Raw genomic sequence first — 18,592 nt, 5'->3', positions numbered from 1 at the left:
GACTTTAGTGCATGATCTTCAATATCGTTTAAACCTGTTTAATGGTCTACTAAATAAGTTAAATATAAACGATAGAAATAAAAAAACGCTATGCTGAATCAATACACCATAGCGTTTTTATCGTTCATTGAGTGACTTATTTGTTTTGCTCAATGGCTGCACCTGCGCCACCACCGATTGCACCGCCAATCGCAGCACCAGCGTCACCACCTAGAATACCTTTACCAATCACTGAACCAATACCTGCACCAACACCACTATAAGTTGCGTTGCGATTTGAACCATTACTTGCCTTGCTTCCTACAGCCGCGCCACCACCAGCACCGACAGCCGCACCAATACCATTACCTGCATGATTACCTAAGCCACCACCAACAGCACCACCAAGCGCTGCGGAACCGATACGCTTATCATTTGCAGACATGTTTTCACAACCTGTCAGCATCACGATAGGTAAAGCCACACACATTATGGTCATTATTTGCTTTTTCATGCTCTTATTCCTTCTGTTATTACAAAAAGTCAATCAAACAGCTTTTCCACTTGAAATTATCTCATGGAAAGTAAAGATAAATTCGTGAGGAAATGATTGCTTTATTGCATCCATTTGTAACTTTGTTTAACACTCGGCAATGACTTAAGCTTTGATCCAATCGCTACACATGGTGCATTCATGGAAGGTAAATTGCTTATTTTACGGATAAAAGCATGAACTCGTTATCAAGCTCCTATAAACTATAGCTAAGACTGGAGCTTATCATGTCACAAACTTCCACTTTAAAACGGGGACTCAATACCCGCCACATCCGTTTCCTTGCTTTAGGTTCTGCTATTGGCACAGGTTTATTCTACGGTTCAGCCTCGGCTATACAGCAAGCAGGTCCATCTGTACTACTGGCTTATATGATTGCAGGCATTGCAATTTATATTGTGATGCGTGCACTAGGTGAAATGGCTGTCCATAATCCTGTTTCAGATTCTTTTAGTCATTACGCTTCTGAATATATCAGTCCATTTGCAGGTTTTACCACAGGTTGGACCTATGTCTTTGAGATGGTCATTGTTGCGATCGCCGATGTCACTGCCTTTGGAATTTACATGGGTTTTTGGTTTCCCGATGTTGCACGTTGGGTTTGGATTCTGTCTTTAATTTTCTTTTTGGGTGCGATTAACCTGATCCATGTCAAAGTCTATGGTGAGTTGGAATTTTGGTTATCCATCGTTAAGGTCACTGCCATTATTGCCATGATTTTGGGTGGTTTTGGCATCATGCTCTACGGTTTGCATATTCCACATACTGAATTTAGTTCAGGTATATCGAACCTTTGGACACATGGTGGTTTCTTTCCCAATGGTATTGCTGGTTTTATTGCCTGCTTTTCTGTGGTTGTATTTGCATTTGGTGGTATAGAAATCATTGGTGTGACTGCTGGAGAAACCAAAGATCCTAAAGTGGCAATACCTCAAGCCATCAATGCTGTTCCTTTTCGCATCATCCTATTCTATGTATTGACTATTTTTGTACTGATGTCGATTTTTCCTTGGAATCAAATCGGTTCTCATGGCAGTCCATTTGTGCAAATATTTGAAAGCCTAGGGATCAAATCAGCAGCTGCCGTTCTAAACATTGTGGTGATTACTGCTGCTGTTTCTGCAATTAACAGTGATGTTTTTGGTGCCGGGCGAATGATGTATGGCATGGCAATCAAAGGCAAAGCGCCAGCAAGTTTTGCCAAAACATCAAAAAATGGCGTACCGTTTATGACTGTAATCGTCATGGCAAGCGTGCTTTTGGTTGGGGTACTCTTAAATTACCTGATTCCTGAAAATGTGTTTGAAATCATTGCCTCGATTGCAACATTTGCAACTGTTTATGTGTGGTTAATGATTCTATTAGCTCAGTTTGGTATGCGGAAAAAACTCAGTGCTGAAGAAATTAAAAAGCTCGATTTCCCTGTAGTTGGATGGCCTGTTGCACCGATTTTAGCCACAGCATTTATGGTCTTTGTCATTGCCATGATTGGTTATTTTCCAGCCTCACGTCCTGCACTTTATGTTGGGGCGATTTGGCTTGCCTTATTGGCTGTTGCTTATCAACTCTGGGTGAAACCACGATCTTCATAAATAAAAATTTGGGTTTCACTGAACTTAAAACCGCTGAATTCCAGCGGTTTTTTTTGTTTCCTTAGTTCTGCGATTTATTAAAATTTATCATTCCGACTTGTACATTAATCGTTGTTTGATATTGATGATGATGGCAAAGATAACGCCTAAAATAGCGGTTAGTGCTAAAAGTAAAATGCCAAAGTAAAACAGTTCAGCCAAAATAATTCCCAATTTGTACTCATACAAAATTCTAAATAAATAACTGTTTTTAACACGGATAGACACCAATGAAGGATTTAAATGCCATAGGCTCAGTATCGTTGCAAAGCCAATGCAAAATGAGAAACAAGCAAAAATGATCACCGCATCTAAAGGTTTAAACTGATTGAGTTTAGGTTGCTCAACTTTATCGTCTTTATCTATCGCATAAATAATCAGTAACGCCCACAGTGGACACAGCAAGCTCAGGTAGGTCTTAACAAACAGGCTAAATTGTTCCAGCTCTCCTGTGGTGGTACTTTGAATTTTTAAAAATTGATTGATCCATTGCATCATATCAATTTGCCAGCCATGTTCTAATGCATGTACAGGCAGCAACATCATGAACAATAATGGACAAATCGTCATCAAAGTTAAGGTCTTCACTACAGTATTTATTTTCATTCTAGATTGATTTTAATTTCCATTTTTTGATTATATAAAAAAAGACGCCCTGAGGCGTCTTCTTCATTTCGATATTTTTAACGACTTATCTTAGCGGATTATGCGAAGTTTTTATCTTCACTTCATGCTCTGTTCTATTATTTTGTTTTGCATGTGAACATAAATACTCGAACATATTTTTTTCACGAAGAGCATGGGGTCCTAAATAAATTTTCTTCAAATGGGTAACAACATCTTGACCATAATCTATATAAAAGCGTTTAAGATTCTCATCATACTGAACAAAATGATCATCCCATTGGGTTACATACACAACTCGACACTCTTGTTCTTCTTTAAAAGCCATATGTTTAACTAAAAATCTAAGTGGTAATAAAATTTCTGCTAAAAGTTCAGCTTCATTAGTGTATTTCTTTATATTCTCAGAAATTTTTTGATACAAAGGTTTTATCAAATTTTCCAAATTTTGAAACTCTTCTCGTACTTGATCACGTAATTTTTTAATATCTTTTAAATATTTTTCCCATTTATCGCTCTTTGAGCTTTTCGCTTCTCTACAAAAGGTCCATTCTTCTCGATGTGAAATTTCGATTAATTTAGAATCTGGATCAATATAAATACAGCGATATAATGGTAGCTTTTCTATAACTTTACTATTCGAACTTTCATCTACAGAACTAGTTTCAATATTTCTATTATTCTTTTCAACTTCACCAAACGCAATGATTTCAGAAATGGAGTTATTAGTGTTTTGGAGTCGGATATTTGAAAAGCTATTTTCTTGCTCAAAAAACTGTTCTGTTAAAATTAGACTCAAACCACTTCCTTCCTTTTGGTCTTCTTTACCATATAGTCGGAACTGATTTAATGAATCGTGATGTAATGTAAAACAACCCATAAAAGCTTGATCATTTGTTGTTATCAAATCAGAAGAAATACTTAGAAAACTATTTAATATTTCCCCTTCAGTAGGATCATTCATCAAATCAATCGTATTTAATCTCATTCTTGAACTATTATAATGACCGCAAATATTATTAGCTATTAATAACTTTGCAACAGAAGGCGAAGTATAATGAGCAATTAAATCTTCATTTTCATTTTTTATAATTAAATAGTTTAATAAAGAGTCAACTTTTTTAAATATCTCAACCAGCTTTGTAGACAAATCTTTTTGAATGTTTATAATTTTGTTTATTAAATATTTTTTATAGTATATTTTAGAATACCATTCAGAATTTTCAGAAATATTATTCCAATAATCCAAAATATTATCTAATCGTGGTTTATCAGAAGAATATTCTATCTCTCCTAATTTAAATTGGGCTGTATAGTATCGTTTTTTATTATCAATTAAATTAATATGCTTTAAATAAATTACATTTTTTGTAATTATCCATAAACCGTATTGTGCATATGCATACGCTAAGCCAGAATCTATTCTTTTTGCTTTACTAAAATATTTCTTAGATAATTCAATCTTATTTTGTTCATAATATAAAAAACCTAACCTTAATTGAGAGTAGGCATAATTCTCTGCTGAATCAATATGTTTTACATTTTTGTAAGCCTCTTCGGCTTCTTTAAAACTTTTTAAATTATACAACAATATACCTAAATTTAATTGGGCAGCTGAATATGCTTCAACTTGATCTTCTCTTAAAACATTTTTATATGCTCGCTCTGCTTCTTCTATACGTTTTTGACTATTAAATAATAAACCTAAATTTAATTGAGCATTTGCATATGCATCAGCTCGATCTTCTCTTAAAACATTTTTATATGCTTGCTCTGCTTCTGAAAATCTTTCTTGCTTTTTTATTAAAATACCCAAATTCAACTGAGCACTTGCATATAACTCTGCTTGATCTTCTCTTAAAACATTTTTATATGCTTCTTCTGCTTCTACAAGCCTATTTTGTTTTTTAAGTAAAAAACCCAAATTAAATTGTGCTCTAGCGTAAACTTTTTTTAAATCATCAGAAGATTTTTTTATTTGAGAAAGCAATTCTATTGCCTTGTCGATCCGATTATTTTGCTTTGCTTCCAATGCTTGTTTAAAAAAATTATTTGCTTCTTCTAAATTCATCTTTCCCTTCTTAAAATAACTATTTCATTTAAAAAGAAGTATACAAAAAAAGACGCCCTAAGGCGTCTTCTTCATTTCAAAAGCTGTTTAACTTAGAAAGAATCTTCGTTTAAAGCCTGAGAGAATGCTTGATCAACTTCGGAGAAGTCATTTACAAGCTCATGCTCAGCAGCTTCTGCTTCTTGACGACGACGTTCTAAGTGGTATGCAAGACCAGTACCTGCTGGAATCAAGCGACCTACAACAACGTTTTCTTTCAAGCCACGTAAATCATCTTCTTTACCTGTTACAGCCGCTTCAGTTAACACACGTGTGGTTTCCTGGAACGATGCAGCAGAGATGAACGAGTCAGTAGAAAGCGATGCTTTGGTAATACCCATCAATTGACGTTCATACTTCGCAGGGAACTTGTTCTGAGCCAATACCGCTTGGTTTTCGCCCACAACGCGGATGTAATCCACTTGTTCGCCTTTGATGAAGCTTGTATCGCCGCCATCAGTAATGTCAACTTTACGCAACATTTGGCGCACGATCACTTCGATATGCTTATCGTTGATTTTTACACCTTGTAAGCGGTAAACGTCTTGAACTTCGTTCACGATGTAGTTGGTTAATGCAACTTCACCTTTCAAACGTAAGATGTCATGTGGGTTCTGTGGACCATCAGAAATGGTTTCACCACGGTTCACATGCTCACCTTCAAACACGTTAATGGTACGCCATTTAGGAATCAACTCTTCATAAATTTCAGAGCCATCATCTGGTGTAATCACTAAGCGGTTCTTACCTTTGGTTTCTTTACCAAAGCTTACAACACCTGAAATTTCAGCAAGGATCGCATGCTCTTTCGGCTTACGTGCTTCAAACAAGTCAGCTACACGTGGCAGACCACCGGTAATATCACGAGTACGTGAAGTTTCTTGTGGTACACGACCAATGACATCACCCACACCAATCGTTTCGCCATCACGAACAGTCACGATTGTATTTTGTGGCAAGAAGTAGAACTGTTCGCCGCCATCGGTTGTATCCAACACGATTGCAGGACGTAAATCTTTACCAGAAGCAGGACGAGCTGTTACAGGTAAGATTTCAACAGTCGTCATACCTGTTGCATCATCAGTTTTCGATGTTGCAGTTACACCATCAGCAATTTGGCTGAAACGTGCTTTACCAGCAACTTCTGTTACCAATGGATGTGTATGCGGATCCCAAGTTGCAACAATACCGCCGCCTTCTACAGGTTGACCATCTTTGATTAAGATAGACGCACCGTATGGAAGTTTATAACGTTCACGCTCACGACCTAAGTCATCCGCAATACCGATTTCACCTGAACGTGAAACAGATACCAAATGACCTTTGGCATGTTGAACAGTTTTAACGTTATGGAAACGAACTGTACCTTTGTTACGTACTTGAACACTGTTTGCAGCAGAAGTTCGGCTTGCAGCACCACCCACGTGGAATGTACGCATGGTTAACTGTGTACCAGGTTCACCAATTGATTGTGCAGCCATAACCCCAACAGATTCACCTGGATTCACCAAGTGACCGCGAGCCAAGTCACGACCATAACATTTCGCACATACACCGAATGTTGAAGCACAGTTTACAACTGAACGTACTTTAACTTCGTCAACACCGTTATCTTCAAGGAACGTTGCAAGTTTCTCGTCGATCAATGTGTTACGTGGAAGAAGGACATCATCTGTACCTGGTTTCTTGACATCTTCAGCAAGTACACGACCCAATACTCGAGCACCTAAGTTCTCGATGACATCGCCACCTTGAATGAATGGAGTCATTACAAGACCGTCATAAGTACCACAATCTGGCTCAGTAATGACCAAATCTTGTGCTACGTCAACAAGACGACGTGTTAAGTAACCTGAGTTCGCAGTTTTAAGTGCTGTATCTGCCAAACCTTTACGCGCACCGTGTGTTGAAATGAAGTACTGAAGTACTGTCAAACCTTCACGGAAGTTTGCTTTAATCGGTGTTTCAATGATCGAACCATCTGGTTTAGCCATCAAACCACGCATACCTGCAAGCTGACGAATCTGAGCTGCCGAACCACGGGCACCAGAGTCAGACATCATGTAGATACTGTTGAATGATTTTTGCTTCTCATCTTCACCCTGTTTGTTTTTAACAGTTGTGAATGACAAGTTATCCATCATCGCTTTTGCAACTTGGTCGTTGGTACGCGCCCAAATGTCGACAACTTTGTTATAACGCTCACCAGCAGTTACGAAACCTTGCTCGAATTGTTGTTCAATTTCACGAACTTCAACTTCAGCTTTTTCAATAATTGCTTGTTTTTGTGGTGGAATCAACATGTCTTCCATACCCACAGAAACACCTGAACGTGTTGCTTGACGGAAGCCCAAGTACATCAATTGGTCAGCAAAGATAACAGTATCTTTCAAACCTAATTTACGGTAGCAAGAGTTAATCAATTTAGAGATGTTTTTCTTGGTCATCTCTACGTTGATTTGTTGGAAATCCATACCTTCAGGAACAACTTCCCAAAGTAAGCAACGACCCGGTGTTGTATCTACAACAATAGTTTGATGTTCACGGTTACCGTTGTCATCAATCACTGTTTGGTGTACACGCGCTTTTACACGAGCATGCAAATCGACTTGACCTGTCGCAAGTGCACGGTTTACTTCATGTGTGTCCGCAAACACCATGCCTTCACCTTTGGCGTTTACTGCATCACGTGTGATGTAGTAAAGACCCAATACAACGTCCTGAGAAGGTACGATGATTGGCTCACCATTTGCAGGTGACAAGATGTTATTTGTCGACATCATTAACGCACGAGCTTCTAACTGAGCTTCAAGTGTTAATGGTACGTGAACCGCCATTTGGTCACCATCGAAGTCGGCGTTAAACGCAGCACATACGAGTGGGTGTAAACGAATCGCTTTACCTTCAATCAAGATAGGTTCAAACGCTTGAAGACCTAAACGGTGAAGTGTTGGCGCACGGTTCAACATAACAGGATGCTGACGAATTACAGATGCAAGAACGTCCCATACTTCTGGTGTTTCACGCTCAACCATTTTCTTCGCAGCTTTAATGGTTGTTGCTTGACCTGAAGCTTGTAATTTCGCAAAAATGAATGGCTTGAATAATTCAAGTGCCATTTTCTTTGGAAGACCACATTGGTGCAAACGTAATGATGGACCTACGGTAATCACCGAACGACCTGAATAGTCAACACGCTTACCAAGTAAGTTTTGACGGAAACGACCTTGTTTACCTTTGATCATATCAGCCAAAGATTTAAGCGGACGTTTGTTCGAACCTGTAATCGCACGACCACGACGACCGTTGTCTAACAATGCATCGACAGACTCTTGTAACATACGTTTTTCGTTACGTACGATAATGTCTGGCGCAGCAAGGTCAAGAAGACGTTTTAAACGGTTGTTACGGTTAATCACACGACGGTAAAGATCGTTCAAGTCAGAAGTCGCAAAACGACCACCTTCAAGCGGTACTAACGGACGAAGATCAGGTGGAAGTACTGGAAGTACATTCATCACCATCCATTCTGGCTTGTTGTTTGACTCTTTGAACGCTTCCATCAACTTCAAACGTTTAGACGCTTTTTTAAGCTTAGTTTCTGAAGTTGTGTTTGGAATTTCTTCACGTAAACGAGAAATTTCAGCTTCAAGATCGATATCTTTCAACAAGTCTTGAACTGCTTCAGCGCCCATTTTAGCGCTGAATTCATCACCGTGTTCTTCTAACGCAGTAAAGTATTCTTCATCATTAAGAAGTTGGTACTTCTCCATTGGCGTCATGCCTGGATCAGTCACCACATAAGATTCGAAATACAATACACGTTCGATATCACGCAAAGTCATATCAAGAAGTAAACCGATACGGCTTGGTAATGATTTCAAGAACCAAATATGAGCAACAGGAGAAGCCAATTCGATGTGACCCATACGCTCACGACGAACTTTCGCAGTTGTTACTTCAACGCCACATTTTTCACAAATGACGCCTTTGTATTTCATACGCTTGTATTTACCGCACAAGCATTCGTAATCTTTTACTGGACCAAAGATTTTGGCACAGAATAAACCATCACGTTCTGGCTTAAACGTACGATAGTTAATGGTTTCTGGCTTTTTAACTTCACCGTGAGACCATGACTTAATCATTTCTGGTGACGCAAGACCAATACGGATGCGATCAAACTCTACTGGAGCATGACCGTCTGAGTCCGTCTTTTTGCGCATGATATCGAGCAAGTCTTTCAATTTTTTTCTCCGTGTGCCGAAGAGGCATTTTCTCTACGGCTGGGTCACAAATATTGTTTTTTCACTGAGATTTGGAATCTCCCCTACCCCTCTTTAAAAAGAAGGGAAATCCCCCCTTTAACAAAGGGGGATCAAGGGGGATTTAGTCACCATTTTTCAGTTCAATGTTGATACCTAAAGAACGGATCTCTTTGGTCAATACGTTGAACGATTCAGGCATACCCGGATCCATATAATGGTTACCATCTACAATGTTCTTATAGATGCGAGTACGACCTTCAACGTCATCCGATTTCACAGTTAACATTTCTTGAAGTGTATAAGCAGCACCATAAGCCTCAAGTGCCCAAACTTCCATCTCACCGAAACGCTGACCACCGAATTGTGCTTTACCACCAAGCGGTTGTTGAGTCACGAGTGAGTAAGAACCAGTAGAACGTGCATGCATTTTGTCGTCAACCAAGTGGTTCAACTTGAGCATGTACATATAACCTACTGTTACTGGGCGGTCAAAACGCTCACCTGTACGTCCATCATACAATACTGTTTGACCTGTACGTGAGATACCACCAAGTTCAAGTAACTCTTTGATTTGTCCTTCTTCTGCACCATCAAATACTGGTGTAGCTAAAGGAACACCTTTACGCAAGTTACCTGATAACACCAAGATTTCTTCATCGGTCAAGCTATCAAGATCTTCTTGCTCGCCACCAACTTTGTTATAAATCTTGTCTAAGAATTCACGAAGTTCAAGAACAGTACGTTGCTCTTTCATCATCTTGTCGATCTTATCGCCAAGACCTTTCGCTGCCATACCCAAGTGAGTTTCAAGAATCTGACCCACGTTCATACGTGATGGTACACCGAGTGGGTTAAGTACCACATCAACTGGAACACCATGGATGTCATGTGGCATATCTTCAACTGGTAAGATGTTTGATACAACACCCTTGTTACCGTGACGACCCGCCATCTTATCACCAGGCTGGATACGACGTTTAACAGCAAGATAAACTTTAACAACTTTCAACACACCAGTTGTCAGTTCATCGCCCGTTGAAAGTTTACGTTTTTTCTCAGCAAACTTCTCATCGATCTCGTGGCTCTTCTCTTTCAAGAACACTTGAATCTGCGTTAAACGCTCAGCAATACCTTCGTCTGCTGGTTGAACTTCTAACAGATCAACAAGCTCTAAGTTAGACAATACGTCTTCAGTTAGCTTGTCACCACGTTTCGTTGTACCACCACCATTTGACTCTTGACCTTTCAATAAACGCACAATACGTTCACGAGCAGCTTCTTCGAAGATTTTGAATTCTTCTTTCAAGTCTTTACGGTAAGCATCAAGTTGCGCTTTTTCAATTGCTTGAGCACGCTCATCTTTCTCGATACCGTCACGTGTAAACACTTGAACGTCAATCACTGTACCTTTTACGCTTGAAGAAACACGTAAAGAAGAGTCTTTTACATCCGCAGCTTTTTCACCGAAAATTGCACGAAGTAATTTTTCTTCAGGTGTTAATTGTGTTTCACCTTTAGGCGTTACCTTACCAACAAGGATGTCACCTGCTGAAACTTCAGCACCGATATAAACAATACCTGATTCATCAAGTTTAGATAAAGCTGCTTCACCCACGTTAGGAATATCTGCAGTAATTTCTTCTGCACCTAACTTGGTATCACGCGCTACACATGACAACTCTTGGATGTGAATCGAAGTCAAACGATCTTCTTGAAGTACACGCTCAGATAATAAGATCGAGTCTTCGTAGTTATAACCGTTCCACGTCATGAACGCGACACGCATGTTTTGACCAAGCGCTAATTCACCACCGTCAGTCGATGGACCATCAGCAAGAACGTCACCACGACCTACTTTATCGCCCAAGCTCACAAGAACTTTTTGGTTGATACAAGTGTTTTGGTTTGAACGTGTGTATTTGATCAAGTTGTAGATGTCTACACCTGCTTCACCCGCGATCATTTCATCTTCGTTCACACGAATAACAACACGAGAAGCATCAACGAACTCAATACGTCCGCCACGTTTTGCGATCACACACACACCAGAGTCATGCGCTACGTTTGCTTCCATACCTGTACCAACAAGTGGCTTGTCAGCAAGCAATGTAGGAACAGCCTGACGTTGCATGTTTGAACCCATTAATGCACGGTTCGCATCATCGTGTTCAAGGAATGGAATAAGTGATGCAGCAACAGAAACAACCTGCTGAGCAGATACATCCATATGCGTCACTTTTTCAGGAGGCATACGAACGAATTCACCTTGATGACGTACAGAAACGAATTCTTCAGTCAAGTGACCGTCTTTATCTACACCAGAATCGGCTTGTGCAATTACAGTGCCTACTTCTTCAATCGCAGATAAATACTCAACATCATCCGTTACACGACCATCAACCACTTTACGGTATGGAGTTTCCAAGAAACCGAAGTTGTTGGCTTTTGCATATACAGAAAGTGAGTTGATCAAACCAATGTTTGGACCTTCAGGTGTCTCAATTGGACATACACGACCATAGTGAGTTTGATGTACGTCACGTACCTCAAAGCCTGCGCGTTCACGTGTCAAACCACCAGGACCAAGCGCTGAAACACGACGTTTGTGCGTAATTTCAGACAATGGATTGTTTTGATCCATAAACTGAGACAATTGGCTTGAACCAAAGAATTCTTTGATTGCAGCTGCAACTGGTTTCGCATTGATCAAATCTTGTGGAGACAAGTTATCTGTTTCAGCTTGGTTTAAACGCTCTTTTACAGCACGTTCAACACGAACTAGACCAACACGGAATTGGTTTTCTGTCATTTCACCAACAGAACGTACACGACGGTTACCTAAGTGATCGATATCGTCGACTTCACCTTTACCGTTACGGATTTCTACCAATGTTTTCAATACATCAATGATGTCATCGTTAGAAAGAATACCTTCTACTTCACGAGACTTCTGATCTGTACCGACTTCATAAGGACGACCCAAACGACGGTTAAACTTCATACGACCTACAGGAGACAAGTCATAACGCTCTGTAGAGAAGAATAAGTTATTGAATAAGTTTTCAGCCGCTTCTTTTGTTGGTGGCTCACCTGGACGCATGACTTTGTAGATTTCTACAAGTGCTTCTTCACGACCTGTTGTCGTATCTGCACGTAATGTATCTGCAACAAACGAACCACGATCGATATCATTGGTGAACAAGATGTTAAATTGTTTAACACCACCTTCAGCGATTTTAACCAATACTTCATGGCTTAAAATGGTATTGGCAGCAATCACTTCACCATCACGTAAAGTAATATCTTCAGCTGTAATACGCTCATACAAGTATTCATCAGGAACAGAAAGTTTAGTTAAACCCGCAGCTTCCATTTGACGCACATGACGTGCATTGATACGTTTACCTTGTTCAACAATCACTTTACCGTCATTGTCTGCAATATCGAACTGCGCCATTTCACCGCGAAGGCGTTCTGGAACAAGGTCAATCTGATAGCTACCCATATCAAGATATACAGGTACTTTCTCATAGAACATATTGAGAATTTGTTCATTGCTATAGTTCAATGCACGTAGAATAACAGTCGCCAACAATTTACGACGACGGTCAATACGAACAAATACTAAGTCTTTAGCATCAAATTCAAAATCCAACCATGACCCACGGTAAGGAATGATACGTGCTGAATAAAGCACTTTACCACTTGAATGAGTTTTACCCTTATCGTGATCAAAGAAGACGCCTGGAGAACGGTGTAATTGAGATACGATTACACGCTCAGTACCATTGATTACAAAAGTACCATTCTCAGTCATGAGTGGCATTTCACCCATGTACACTTCTTGTTCACGTACGTCTTTGATAGATTTCGTTTCACGATCTTTGATGATCAAACGAATTTTAACGCGCATTGGTGCCGCAAAGGTTGAACCGCGAAGAATACACTCGCGAACATCAAACTCTGGTTTACCAAGACTATACTCAACGAATTCTAAAGCAGCATTGCCCGAATAACTTTCAATAGGAAAAACTGAACGAAATGCAGCTTGGAGACCGATATCTTCGCGATTTTTTGGAGTTTTGCCATCTTGCAAGAATGTTCTGTACGAGTCGACTTGAATCGCGAGCAAGTACGGAGCATGCATGACTTGGGGCAATTTACCAAAATTCTTACGGATCCGTTTCTTTTCGGTATATGAGTATGCCATCTGGAGTCCTCGGAAAGTAAACTAAGCCCGCCTGCAGAACGAACTTAGAAGGAATTACGCAGGTCGATATGACCACCACTTTTATACAAATGCTGCAAATTTCAGTGGTACAAAACGCTTAACAATATTTTTAAAATTGAAAAATATTGGTAAGCGTTTGATTATGTTTATTTATTTTAAAAATTGATGATTTTTATATCAATCAATCTAAAATCGAGCCGATTATTGTAACGCAAAAAGGCTGATGACCCAAGAGCCATCAGCCAATTTGTGGAGCCGATTATAAAAAAATCGACTCCCCTTAAGATTACTTAAGTGTAACTGTAGCACCAGCTTCTTCAAGTTTCTTCTTAAGTTCTTCGCCTTCTTCTTTAGAAACCGCTTCTTTAACAACTGAAGGAGCGCCTTCAACAAGATCTTTAGCTTCTTTAAGACCAAGACCAGTAGCTTCACGAACTGCTTTAATTACAGCAACTTTGTTAGCACCGAAAGAAGTCAACTCAACGTTGAATTCAGATTGCTCTTCAGCAGCAGCAGCGCCAGCACCTGGAGCAGCTGCTACAGCTACAGCAGCTGCAGATACGTTGAATTTTTCTTCGAAAGCAGAAATAAGTTCAACAAGTTCAAGAACAGTTTTTTCAGCAACTGCGTTTAAGATTTCTTCGTTAGTTAAAGCCATGAGAATAACTCCAAATGGATATTGAATGGTGTGTGAAAATTTTTAAGCTTAAGCTGCTTCTGACTCGTTTTTCTCTTTGAGTGCTGTAATAAGGCGACCCAATTTCGAAATAGGAGCTTGAAGAACATTGGCAAGCATAGTAAGTGCTTTTTCTTGGTTTGGAAGATTTGCGATAACGCTAACATCTGCACCTTGATAAACTTTGCCATCAAATGCAGCAGCTTTAAGTTCAAATGCTTTGTTAGTTTTAGCAAAATCTTCAAACAAGCGAGCAGCTGCGCCCATGTCGTCTTCAGAAGTTGAAAAAGCTAGAATAGTTGGACCAACAAGGTTCTCATCTAAAATAGAGAATTGAGTACCTTCAAGTGCACGCTTAGCCAAAGTGTTACGCACGATACGTGTTTTAACACCTAACTTACGAGCTTCTACGCGAAGTGTAGTCAATTGTTCTACTGTTAAACCTTGGTAGTCAGCAACAACAGCAGCAAACGCTACAGAAGCAACTTCATTTACTTCAGCAACGATCTGTTTTTTGTCTTCGATAAGAAGAGCCATTGTAAAACCTCCTAACGGTGATTTATGCAATCCACAAATGGACTGCACTCCCAATTCGCAAGTCAATTTCTCAACTTACACGCGGAGGAGGAATCAATCACACCACCGCGTCTACTCAGACTGGTATTTTAAGAAGCAAATCCTGAGACCTGCCTCGCCTGAGGTCTTTGACGCTGATAAACTTACATCTATCAATTCAAAGTCCGCCTGAGAACCCATCAGCAAGTAAACCTTGCCAACTCACAAGATGAGAAAAACCTCGAATGAAGCTTTCCTCATTTTGCGCAAAGTTTAAAAACCATGTTTTAAACTTCACTCAGGACTTTAAAATTCTTTTATTGCAAATAATTATCTATAAAATAATTATTTAGTAACGTTCTGTACGTCTACAACAAGACCAGGACCCATAGTTGAGCTCAAAGTGATCTTTTGGATGTAGATACCTTTAGAAGTCGCAGGTTTTGCTTTCTTAAGGTCAGCAATAAGTGCTTCAACGTTTGAACGAACAGCTTCAGCAGTAAAACCTACTTGACCGATCGCAGCGTGGATGATACCCGCTTTGTCAACACGGTAACGTGCTTGACCTGCTTTTGCATTTTTAACTGCAGTTGCAACGTCAGGAGTTACTGTACCCACTTTAGGGTTTGGCATTAAGCCACGTGGACCAAGGATCGTACCTAACTTACCTACAACGCGCATTGCATCTGGAGCAGCAATCACAACATCAAAGTCTAAGTTACCTGCTTGAATGCTTTCAGCAAGATCATCAAAACCAACAACGTCCGCGCCTTCAGCTTTAGCAGCTTCAGCAGCAGCGCCTTGAGCAAACACAGCTACACGTACAGTTTTACCAGTACCTGCAGGAAGTGTAGTCGCGCCACGAACAACTTGGTCAGATTTACGAGGATCAACACCTAGGTTTACCGCAACATCCAAAGATTCTTTGAATTTTGCAGCAGGAAGGCTGCTAAGAACTTGTACCGCTTCTTCCAAAGTATAAACTTTGTTTGCTTCTACAGCAGCAGCAATGGCTTTTTGACGTTTAGTTAACTTTGCCATGTCTTATAGCTCCACTTCCAAGCCCATAGAACGCGCAGAACCAGCAATGGTACGTACACGTGCGTCTAGATCAGCACCAGTTAAATCTGGTTCTTTAGTAGTCGCAATTTCTTCTAATTGAGCACGAGTCAACTTACCAACTTTAGTTTTGTTTGGTACAGATGAACCCTTTTGAATACCAGCAGCTTTCTTAAGAAGAATAGATGCAGGTGGAGTTTTCATGATGAATGTGAACGACTTATCGTTGTACACAGTGATCACTACAGGAATTGGAAGACCTGGTTCAACTTTTTGTGTAGCAGCATTGAATTCTTTACAGAATGCCATGATGTTCACACCACGTTGACCTAGTGCAGGACCGATTGGTGGAGATGGATTCGCTTTACCAGCTGGAACTTGCAGCTTGATATAGCCGTCAATCTTCTTAGCCATTTCAAATTACCTCTGGGTACAAACGCCTTTTAGAGCTCCCCAAGTTTTCAAGTAACGATACCGTTACAACAACAATGCCCGATCCATAACAAATCGGGCGCTTTTGAACAATTCAAATTAAATTGTTTTTTCGACTTGGCGAAATTCCAATTCAACTTGAGTTGGTCGATTAAATACGTTAATCGTCAACGTTAAACGTGATTTTTCGTACTGAACTTCTTCCACCACACCTTTAAAGTCTGTGAATGGACCGTCAGTAACAAGTAATTCTTCACCCGGCTCGAACATCGTCTTAGGACGAGGTGCCTCACCTTTGTTGTGCACACGTGCAAGAATCGCATCAGCTTCTTTTTGCGTAATTGGTGCTGGTTTTTCAGCTGTACCACCAATGAAACCCAATACTTTTGGACATTCTTTAACAATGTGCCAAGTTTCATCATTCATTTCCATTTCAACTAATACATAGCCTGGAAAGAATTTACGCTCTGATTTACGTTTCTTACCATCCTTCATTTCCACCACTTCTTCGGTAGGAACAAGGACTTCACCAAAACTATCAGCAACAGCGCTACGCTGGATTCGATCATTAAGTGAACGCATCACTTGTTTTTCATAGCCTGAATAGGCATGAATAATGTACCAACGTTTCATAGCTCTCTTACCCGATAATAAACTTCATAAACCAACCGATGATATAGTCAAAACACCACAAAATAATTGCGGCAACTACAACAACGAGGAGAACCTGCCATGAAGTGGTTACTGTTTCATGTTTCGTAGGCCAAGTGACTCGACGCAATTCGATACGCGAATCTTTAAGCAAACGAACAAAGCCTTTGCCTTGATGGGTGGCGTATAATAAACCTAAAGCTACGATGATACAAGCTATAATTACCCCAATACGCACCCAGATACTATTTGCTGGTGCCCAATACGCTGGAAGATATTGATTTGTCATCAAAGCACAGCCAAATAAAGCCAATGCAATGATCCACAAAATAAAATCAAATGGAGAACTTGTCTTCACCATTTCAGCTGAATTGTTGCTTTGAGGAATTGCCGCGCCGCCTGTTGCGTCACGTGATTTATCGTTCGACATTTTTGTACTCGTCGTAGGTTTCGCGACTTATTATATGACCAGTTTAGCCGACATCAAGTTTTTTATTTAAAAACTGGCAGGTCAGGAGGGACTCGAACCCCCAACATTCGGTTTTGGAGACCGACGCTCTACCAATTGAACTACTGACCTAATAAGCAAACCGAGAGCCGAAACTCTCGATAAGAATAAACATTTTAGCGATTATGCAGTTACTTTAGCAACTACACCAGCACCAACTGTACGACCACCTTCACGGATCGCAAAACGTAGACCTGGGTCCATTGCGATTGGGTGGATCAATTCTACTGACATTTCAACGTTGTCGCCTGGCATTACCATTTCAACGCCGTCTTGTAATTGGATTGCACCAGTTACGTCAGTTGTACGGAAGTAGAACTGTGGACGGTAACCGTTAAGGAACGGAGTATGACGACCACCTTCTTCTTTAGAAAGTACATATACTTCTGCGTCGAATTTAGTGTGCGGCTTGATTGTACCTGGTTTAGCAAGTACTTGACCACGTTGTACATCTTCACGCTTAGTACCACGTAAAAGTACACCACAGTTCTCGCCAGCACGACCTTCGTCTAGAAGTTTACGGAACATTTCTACGCCAGTTACAGTTGTTTTAACTGTATCTTTAATACCAACGATTTCAACTTCTTCGCCTACTTTAACGATACCAGATTCTACACGACCTGTTACCACTGTACCACGACCAGAGATTGAGAATACGTCTTCGATTGGCATCAAGAATGCTTTGTCGATTGCACGCTCTGGTTCTGGGATATAAGAGTCAAGCGCTTCAACAAGTGCAAGAACTGCAGATTCGCCATACTGACCAGCATCACCATTAAGTGCAGCAAGTGCTGAACCACGGATGATTGGAGTGTCATCACCTGGGAAGTCATAAGTAGAAAGAAGTTCACGAACTTCCATTTCTACTAATTCAAGCAATTCTTCATCATCAACAAGGTCACACTTGTTAAGGAATACAAGAATATAAGGTACACCTACTTGGCGAGAAAGAAGGATGTGTTCACGAGTTTGTGGCATTGGACCATCAGTCGCAGCACATACAAGGATCGCACCGTCCATCTGAGCAGCACCAGTGATCATGTTTTTAACATAATCGGCGTGTCCTGGGCAGTCTACGTGAGCGTAGTGACGGATTGGAGAATCGTATTCTACGTGTGAAGTATTAATTGTAATACCACGTGCTTTTTCTTCTGGTGCAGAGTCGATTGCTGCGTAGTCTTTAGCTTCACCGCCGTAAGTTTTTGCACAGATAGTTGCAATTGCAGCAGTTAAAGTTGTTTTACCATGGTCAACGTGACCAATTGTACCCACGTTTACGTGTGGCTTATTACGTTCAAACTTAGCCTTAGCCATT

Annotated in this window: 13 protein-coding genes and 1 tRNA gene; 1 reads left to right on the top strand and 13 read right to left on the bottom strand. The window is 40.2% G+C overall.

Going from position 1 to position 18,592, the window contains the following annotated elements; all coding sequences use genetic code 11:
- Positions 1 to 136: 136 nt before the first annotated feature.
- Positions 137 to 493 carry a hypothetical protein gene (locus tag ACINWC743_RS03840; RefSeq protein WP_009584442.1) on the bottom strand — a complete coding sequence of 119 codons (357 nt, stop codon included), beginning with the start codon at positions 491 to 493 and terminating at the stop codon, positions 137 to 139.
- Between the two features lie 266 nt (positions 494 to 759).
- On the opposite strand from ACINWC743_RS03840, the gene ACINWC743_RS03835 reads away from it, so the two are divergent.
- The gene (locus ACINWC743_RS03835; RefSeq protein ID WP_009584433.1) at positions 760 to 2,124 is read left to right on the top strand and encodes an amino acid permease; all 1,365 of its coding nucleotides are present in this window, start codon (positions 760 to 762) and stop codon (positions 2,122 to 2,124) included.
- Positions 2,125 to 2,211: 87 nt separating this feature from the next.
- Here the strand turns inward: ACINWC743_RS03835 and ACINWC743_RS03830 are convergent, their stop codons facing one another.
- The 12 genes from ACINWC743_RS03830 to tuf all read right to left on the bottom strand — a co-directional run bounded on the left by ACINWC743_RS03830 (position 2,212) and on the right by tuf (position 18,591).
- Complete coding sequence (locus tag ACINWC743_RS03830; protein WP_009584435.1) at positions 2,212 to 2,769, bottom strand: hypothetical protein; 558 nt, start codon at positions 2,767 to 2,769, stop codon at positions 2,212 to 2,214.
- 85 nt (positions 2,770 to 2,854) lie between these two features.
- Positions 2,855 to 4,858: a tetratricopeptide repeat protein gene (locus ACINWC743_RS03825; protein ID WP_009584448.1), complete on the bottom strand. Its 2,004-nt coding sequence runs from the start codon at positions 4,856 to 4,858 to the stop codon at positions 2,855 to 2,857.
- Positions 4,859 to 4,950: 92 nt separating this feature from the next.
- Complete coding sequence (gene rpoC / locus ACINWC743_RS03820; RefSeq protein ID WP_004826243.1) at positions 4,951 to 9,144, bottom strand: DNA-directed RNA polymerase subunit beta'; 4,194 nt, start codon at positions 9,142 to 9,144, stop codon at positions 4,951 to 4,953.
- A gap of 142 nt (positions 9,145 to 9,286) precedes the next feature.
- Positions 9,287 to 13,375 carry a DNA-directed RNA polymerase subunit beta gene (gene rpoB / locus ACINWC743_RS03815; protein WP_004826241.1) on the bottom strand — a complete coding sequence of 1,363 codons (4,089 nt, stop codon included), beginning with the start codon at positions 13,373 to 13,375 and terminating at the stop codon, positions 9,287 to 9,289.
- A 307-nt stretch (positions 13,376 to 13,682) separates the two neighbouring features.
- On the bottom strand, positions 13,683 to 14,054 hold the full coding sequence (gene rplL / locus ACINWC743_RS03810) for a 50S ribosomal protein L7/L12 (RefSeq protein ID WP_004826239.1): 372 nt from the start codon (positions 14,052 to 14,054) through the stop codon (positions 13,683 to 13,685).
- A 48-nt stretch (positions 14,055 to 14,102) separates the two neighbouring features.
- Positions 14,103 to 14,609: a 50S ribosomal protein L10 gene (gene rplJ, locus ACINWC743_RS03805; protein ID WP_004826238.1), complete on the bottom strand. Its 507-nt coding sequence runs from the start codon at positions 14,607 to 14,609 to the stop codon at positions 14,103 to 14,105.
- Positions 14,610 to 14,972: 363 nt separating this feature from the next.
- The gene (gene rplA, locus ACINWC743_RS03800; protein ID WP_004826236.1) at positions 14,973 to 15,668 is read right to left on the bottom strand and encodes a 50S ribosomal protein L1; all 696 of its coding nucleotides are present in this window, start codon (positions 15,666 to 15,668) and stop codon (positions 14,973 to 14,975) included.
- A gap of 3 nt (positions 15,669 to 15,671) precedes the next feature.
- Positions 15,672 to 16,100, bottom strand: coding sequence for a 50S ribosomal protein L11 (rplK, locus tag ACINWC743_RS03795; protein ID WP_001074682.1), 429 nt, complete (start codon positions 16,098 to 16,100; stop codon positions 15,672 to 15,674).
- A gap of 117 nt (positions 16,101 to 16,217) precedes the next feature.
- Positions 16,218 to 16,751 carry a transcription termination/antitermination protein NusG gene (gene nusG, locus ACINWC743_RS03790; protein WP_004718486.1) on the bottom strand — a complete coding sequence of 178 codons (534 nt, stop codon included), beginning with the start codon at positions 16,749 to 16,751 and terminating at the stop codon, positions 16,218 to 16,220.
- A 7-nt stretch (positions 16,752 to 16,758) separates the two neighbouring features.
- Positions 16,759 to 17,199 carry a preprotein translocase subunit SecE gene (gene secE / locus ACINWC743_RS03785; protein WP_004826233.1) on the bottom strand — a complete coding sequence of 147 codons (441 nt, stop codon included), beginning with the start codon at positions 17,197 to 17,199 and terminating at the stop codon, positions 16,759 to 16,761.
- Positions 17,200 to 17,273: 74 nt separating this feature from the next.
- Positions 17,274 to 17,349: transfer RNA gene (locus tag ACINWC743_RS03780), tRNA-Trp, on the bottom strand.
- A gap of 51 nt (positions 17,350 to 17,400) precedes the next feature.
- The gene (gene tuf, locus ACINWC743_RS03775) at positions 17,401 to 18,591 is read right to left on the bottom strand and encodes an elongation factor Tu (protein ID WP_004718491.1); all 1,191 of its coding nucleotides are present in this window, start codon (positions 18,589 to 18,591) and stop codon (positions 17,401 to 17,403) included.
- Position 18,592 lies beyond the last annotated feature (1 nt).

The organism is Acinetobacter sp. WC-743 (assembly GCF_000335555.1).
In the GTDB taxonomy this organism is placed as follows: Bacteria; Pseudomonadota; Gammaproteobacteria; order Pseudomonadales; family Moraxellaceae; genus Acinetobacter; species Acinetobacter bereziniae.
This window is presented reverse-complemented; position numbering and strand designations above follow the sequence as displayed.

Bases quoted from the DNA above. Each gene is read 5' to 3' on its own strand.
- tuf (WP_004718491.1), bottom strand. From the start codon at position 18,591: ATGGCTAAGGCTAAGTTTGAACGTAATAAGCCACACGTAAACGTGGGT.
- secE (WP_004826233.1), bottom strand. From the start codon at position 17,199: ATGTCGAACGATAAATCACGTGACGCAACAGGCGGCGCGGCAATTCCT.
- ACINWC743_RS03825 (WP_009584448.1), bottom strand. From the start codon at position 4,858: ATGAATTTAGAAGAAGCAAATAATTTTTTTAAACAAGCATTGGAAGCA.
- ACINWC743_RS03830 (WP_009584435.1), bottom strand. From the start codon at position 2,769: ATGAAAATAAATACTGTAGTGAAGACCTTAACTTTGATGACGATTTGT.
- rplL (WP_004826239.1), bottom strand. From the start codon at position 14,054: ATGGCTTTAACTAACGAAGAAATCTTAAACGCAGTTGCTGAAAAAACT.
- rplA (WP_004826236.1), bottom strand. From the start codon at position 15,668: ATGGCAAAGTTAACTAAACGTCAAAAAGCCATTGCTGCTGCTGTAGAA.
- rplK (WP_001074682.1), bottom strand. From the start codon at position 16,100: ATGGCTAAGAAGATTGACGGCTATATCAAGCTGCAAGTTCCAGCTGGT.
- nusG (WP_004718486.1), bottom strand. From the start codon at position 16,751: ATGAAACGTTGGTACATTATTCATGCCTATTCAGGCTATGAAAAACAA.
- ACINWC743_RS03835 (WP_009584433.1), top strand. From the start codon at position 760: ATGTCACAAACTTCCACTTTAAAACGGGGACTCAATACCCGCCACATC.
- ACINWC743_RS03840 (WP_009584442.1), bottom strand. From the start codon at position 493: ATGAAAAAGCAAATAATGACCATAATGTGTGTGGCTTTACCTATCGTG.
- rpoB (WP_004826241.1), bottom strand. From the start codon at position 13,375: ATGGCATACTCATATACCGAAAAGAAACGGATCCGTAAGAATTTTGGT.
- rplJ (WP_004826238.1), bottom strand. From the start codon at position 14,609: ATGGCTCTTCTTATCGAAGACAAAAAACAGATCGTTGCTGAAGTAAAT.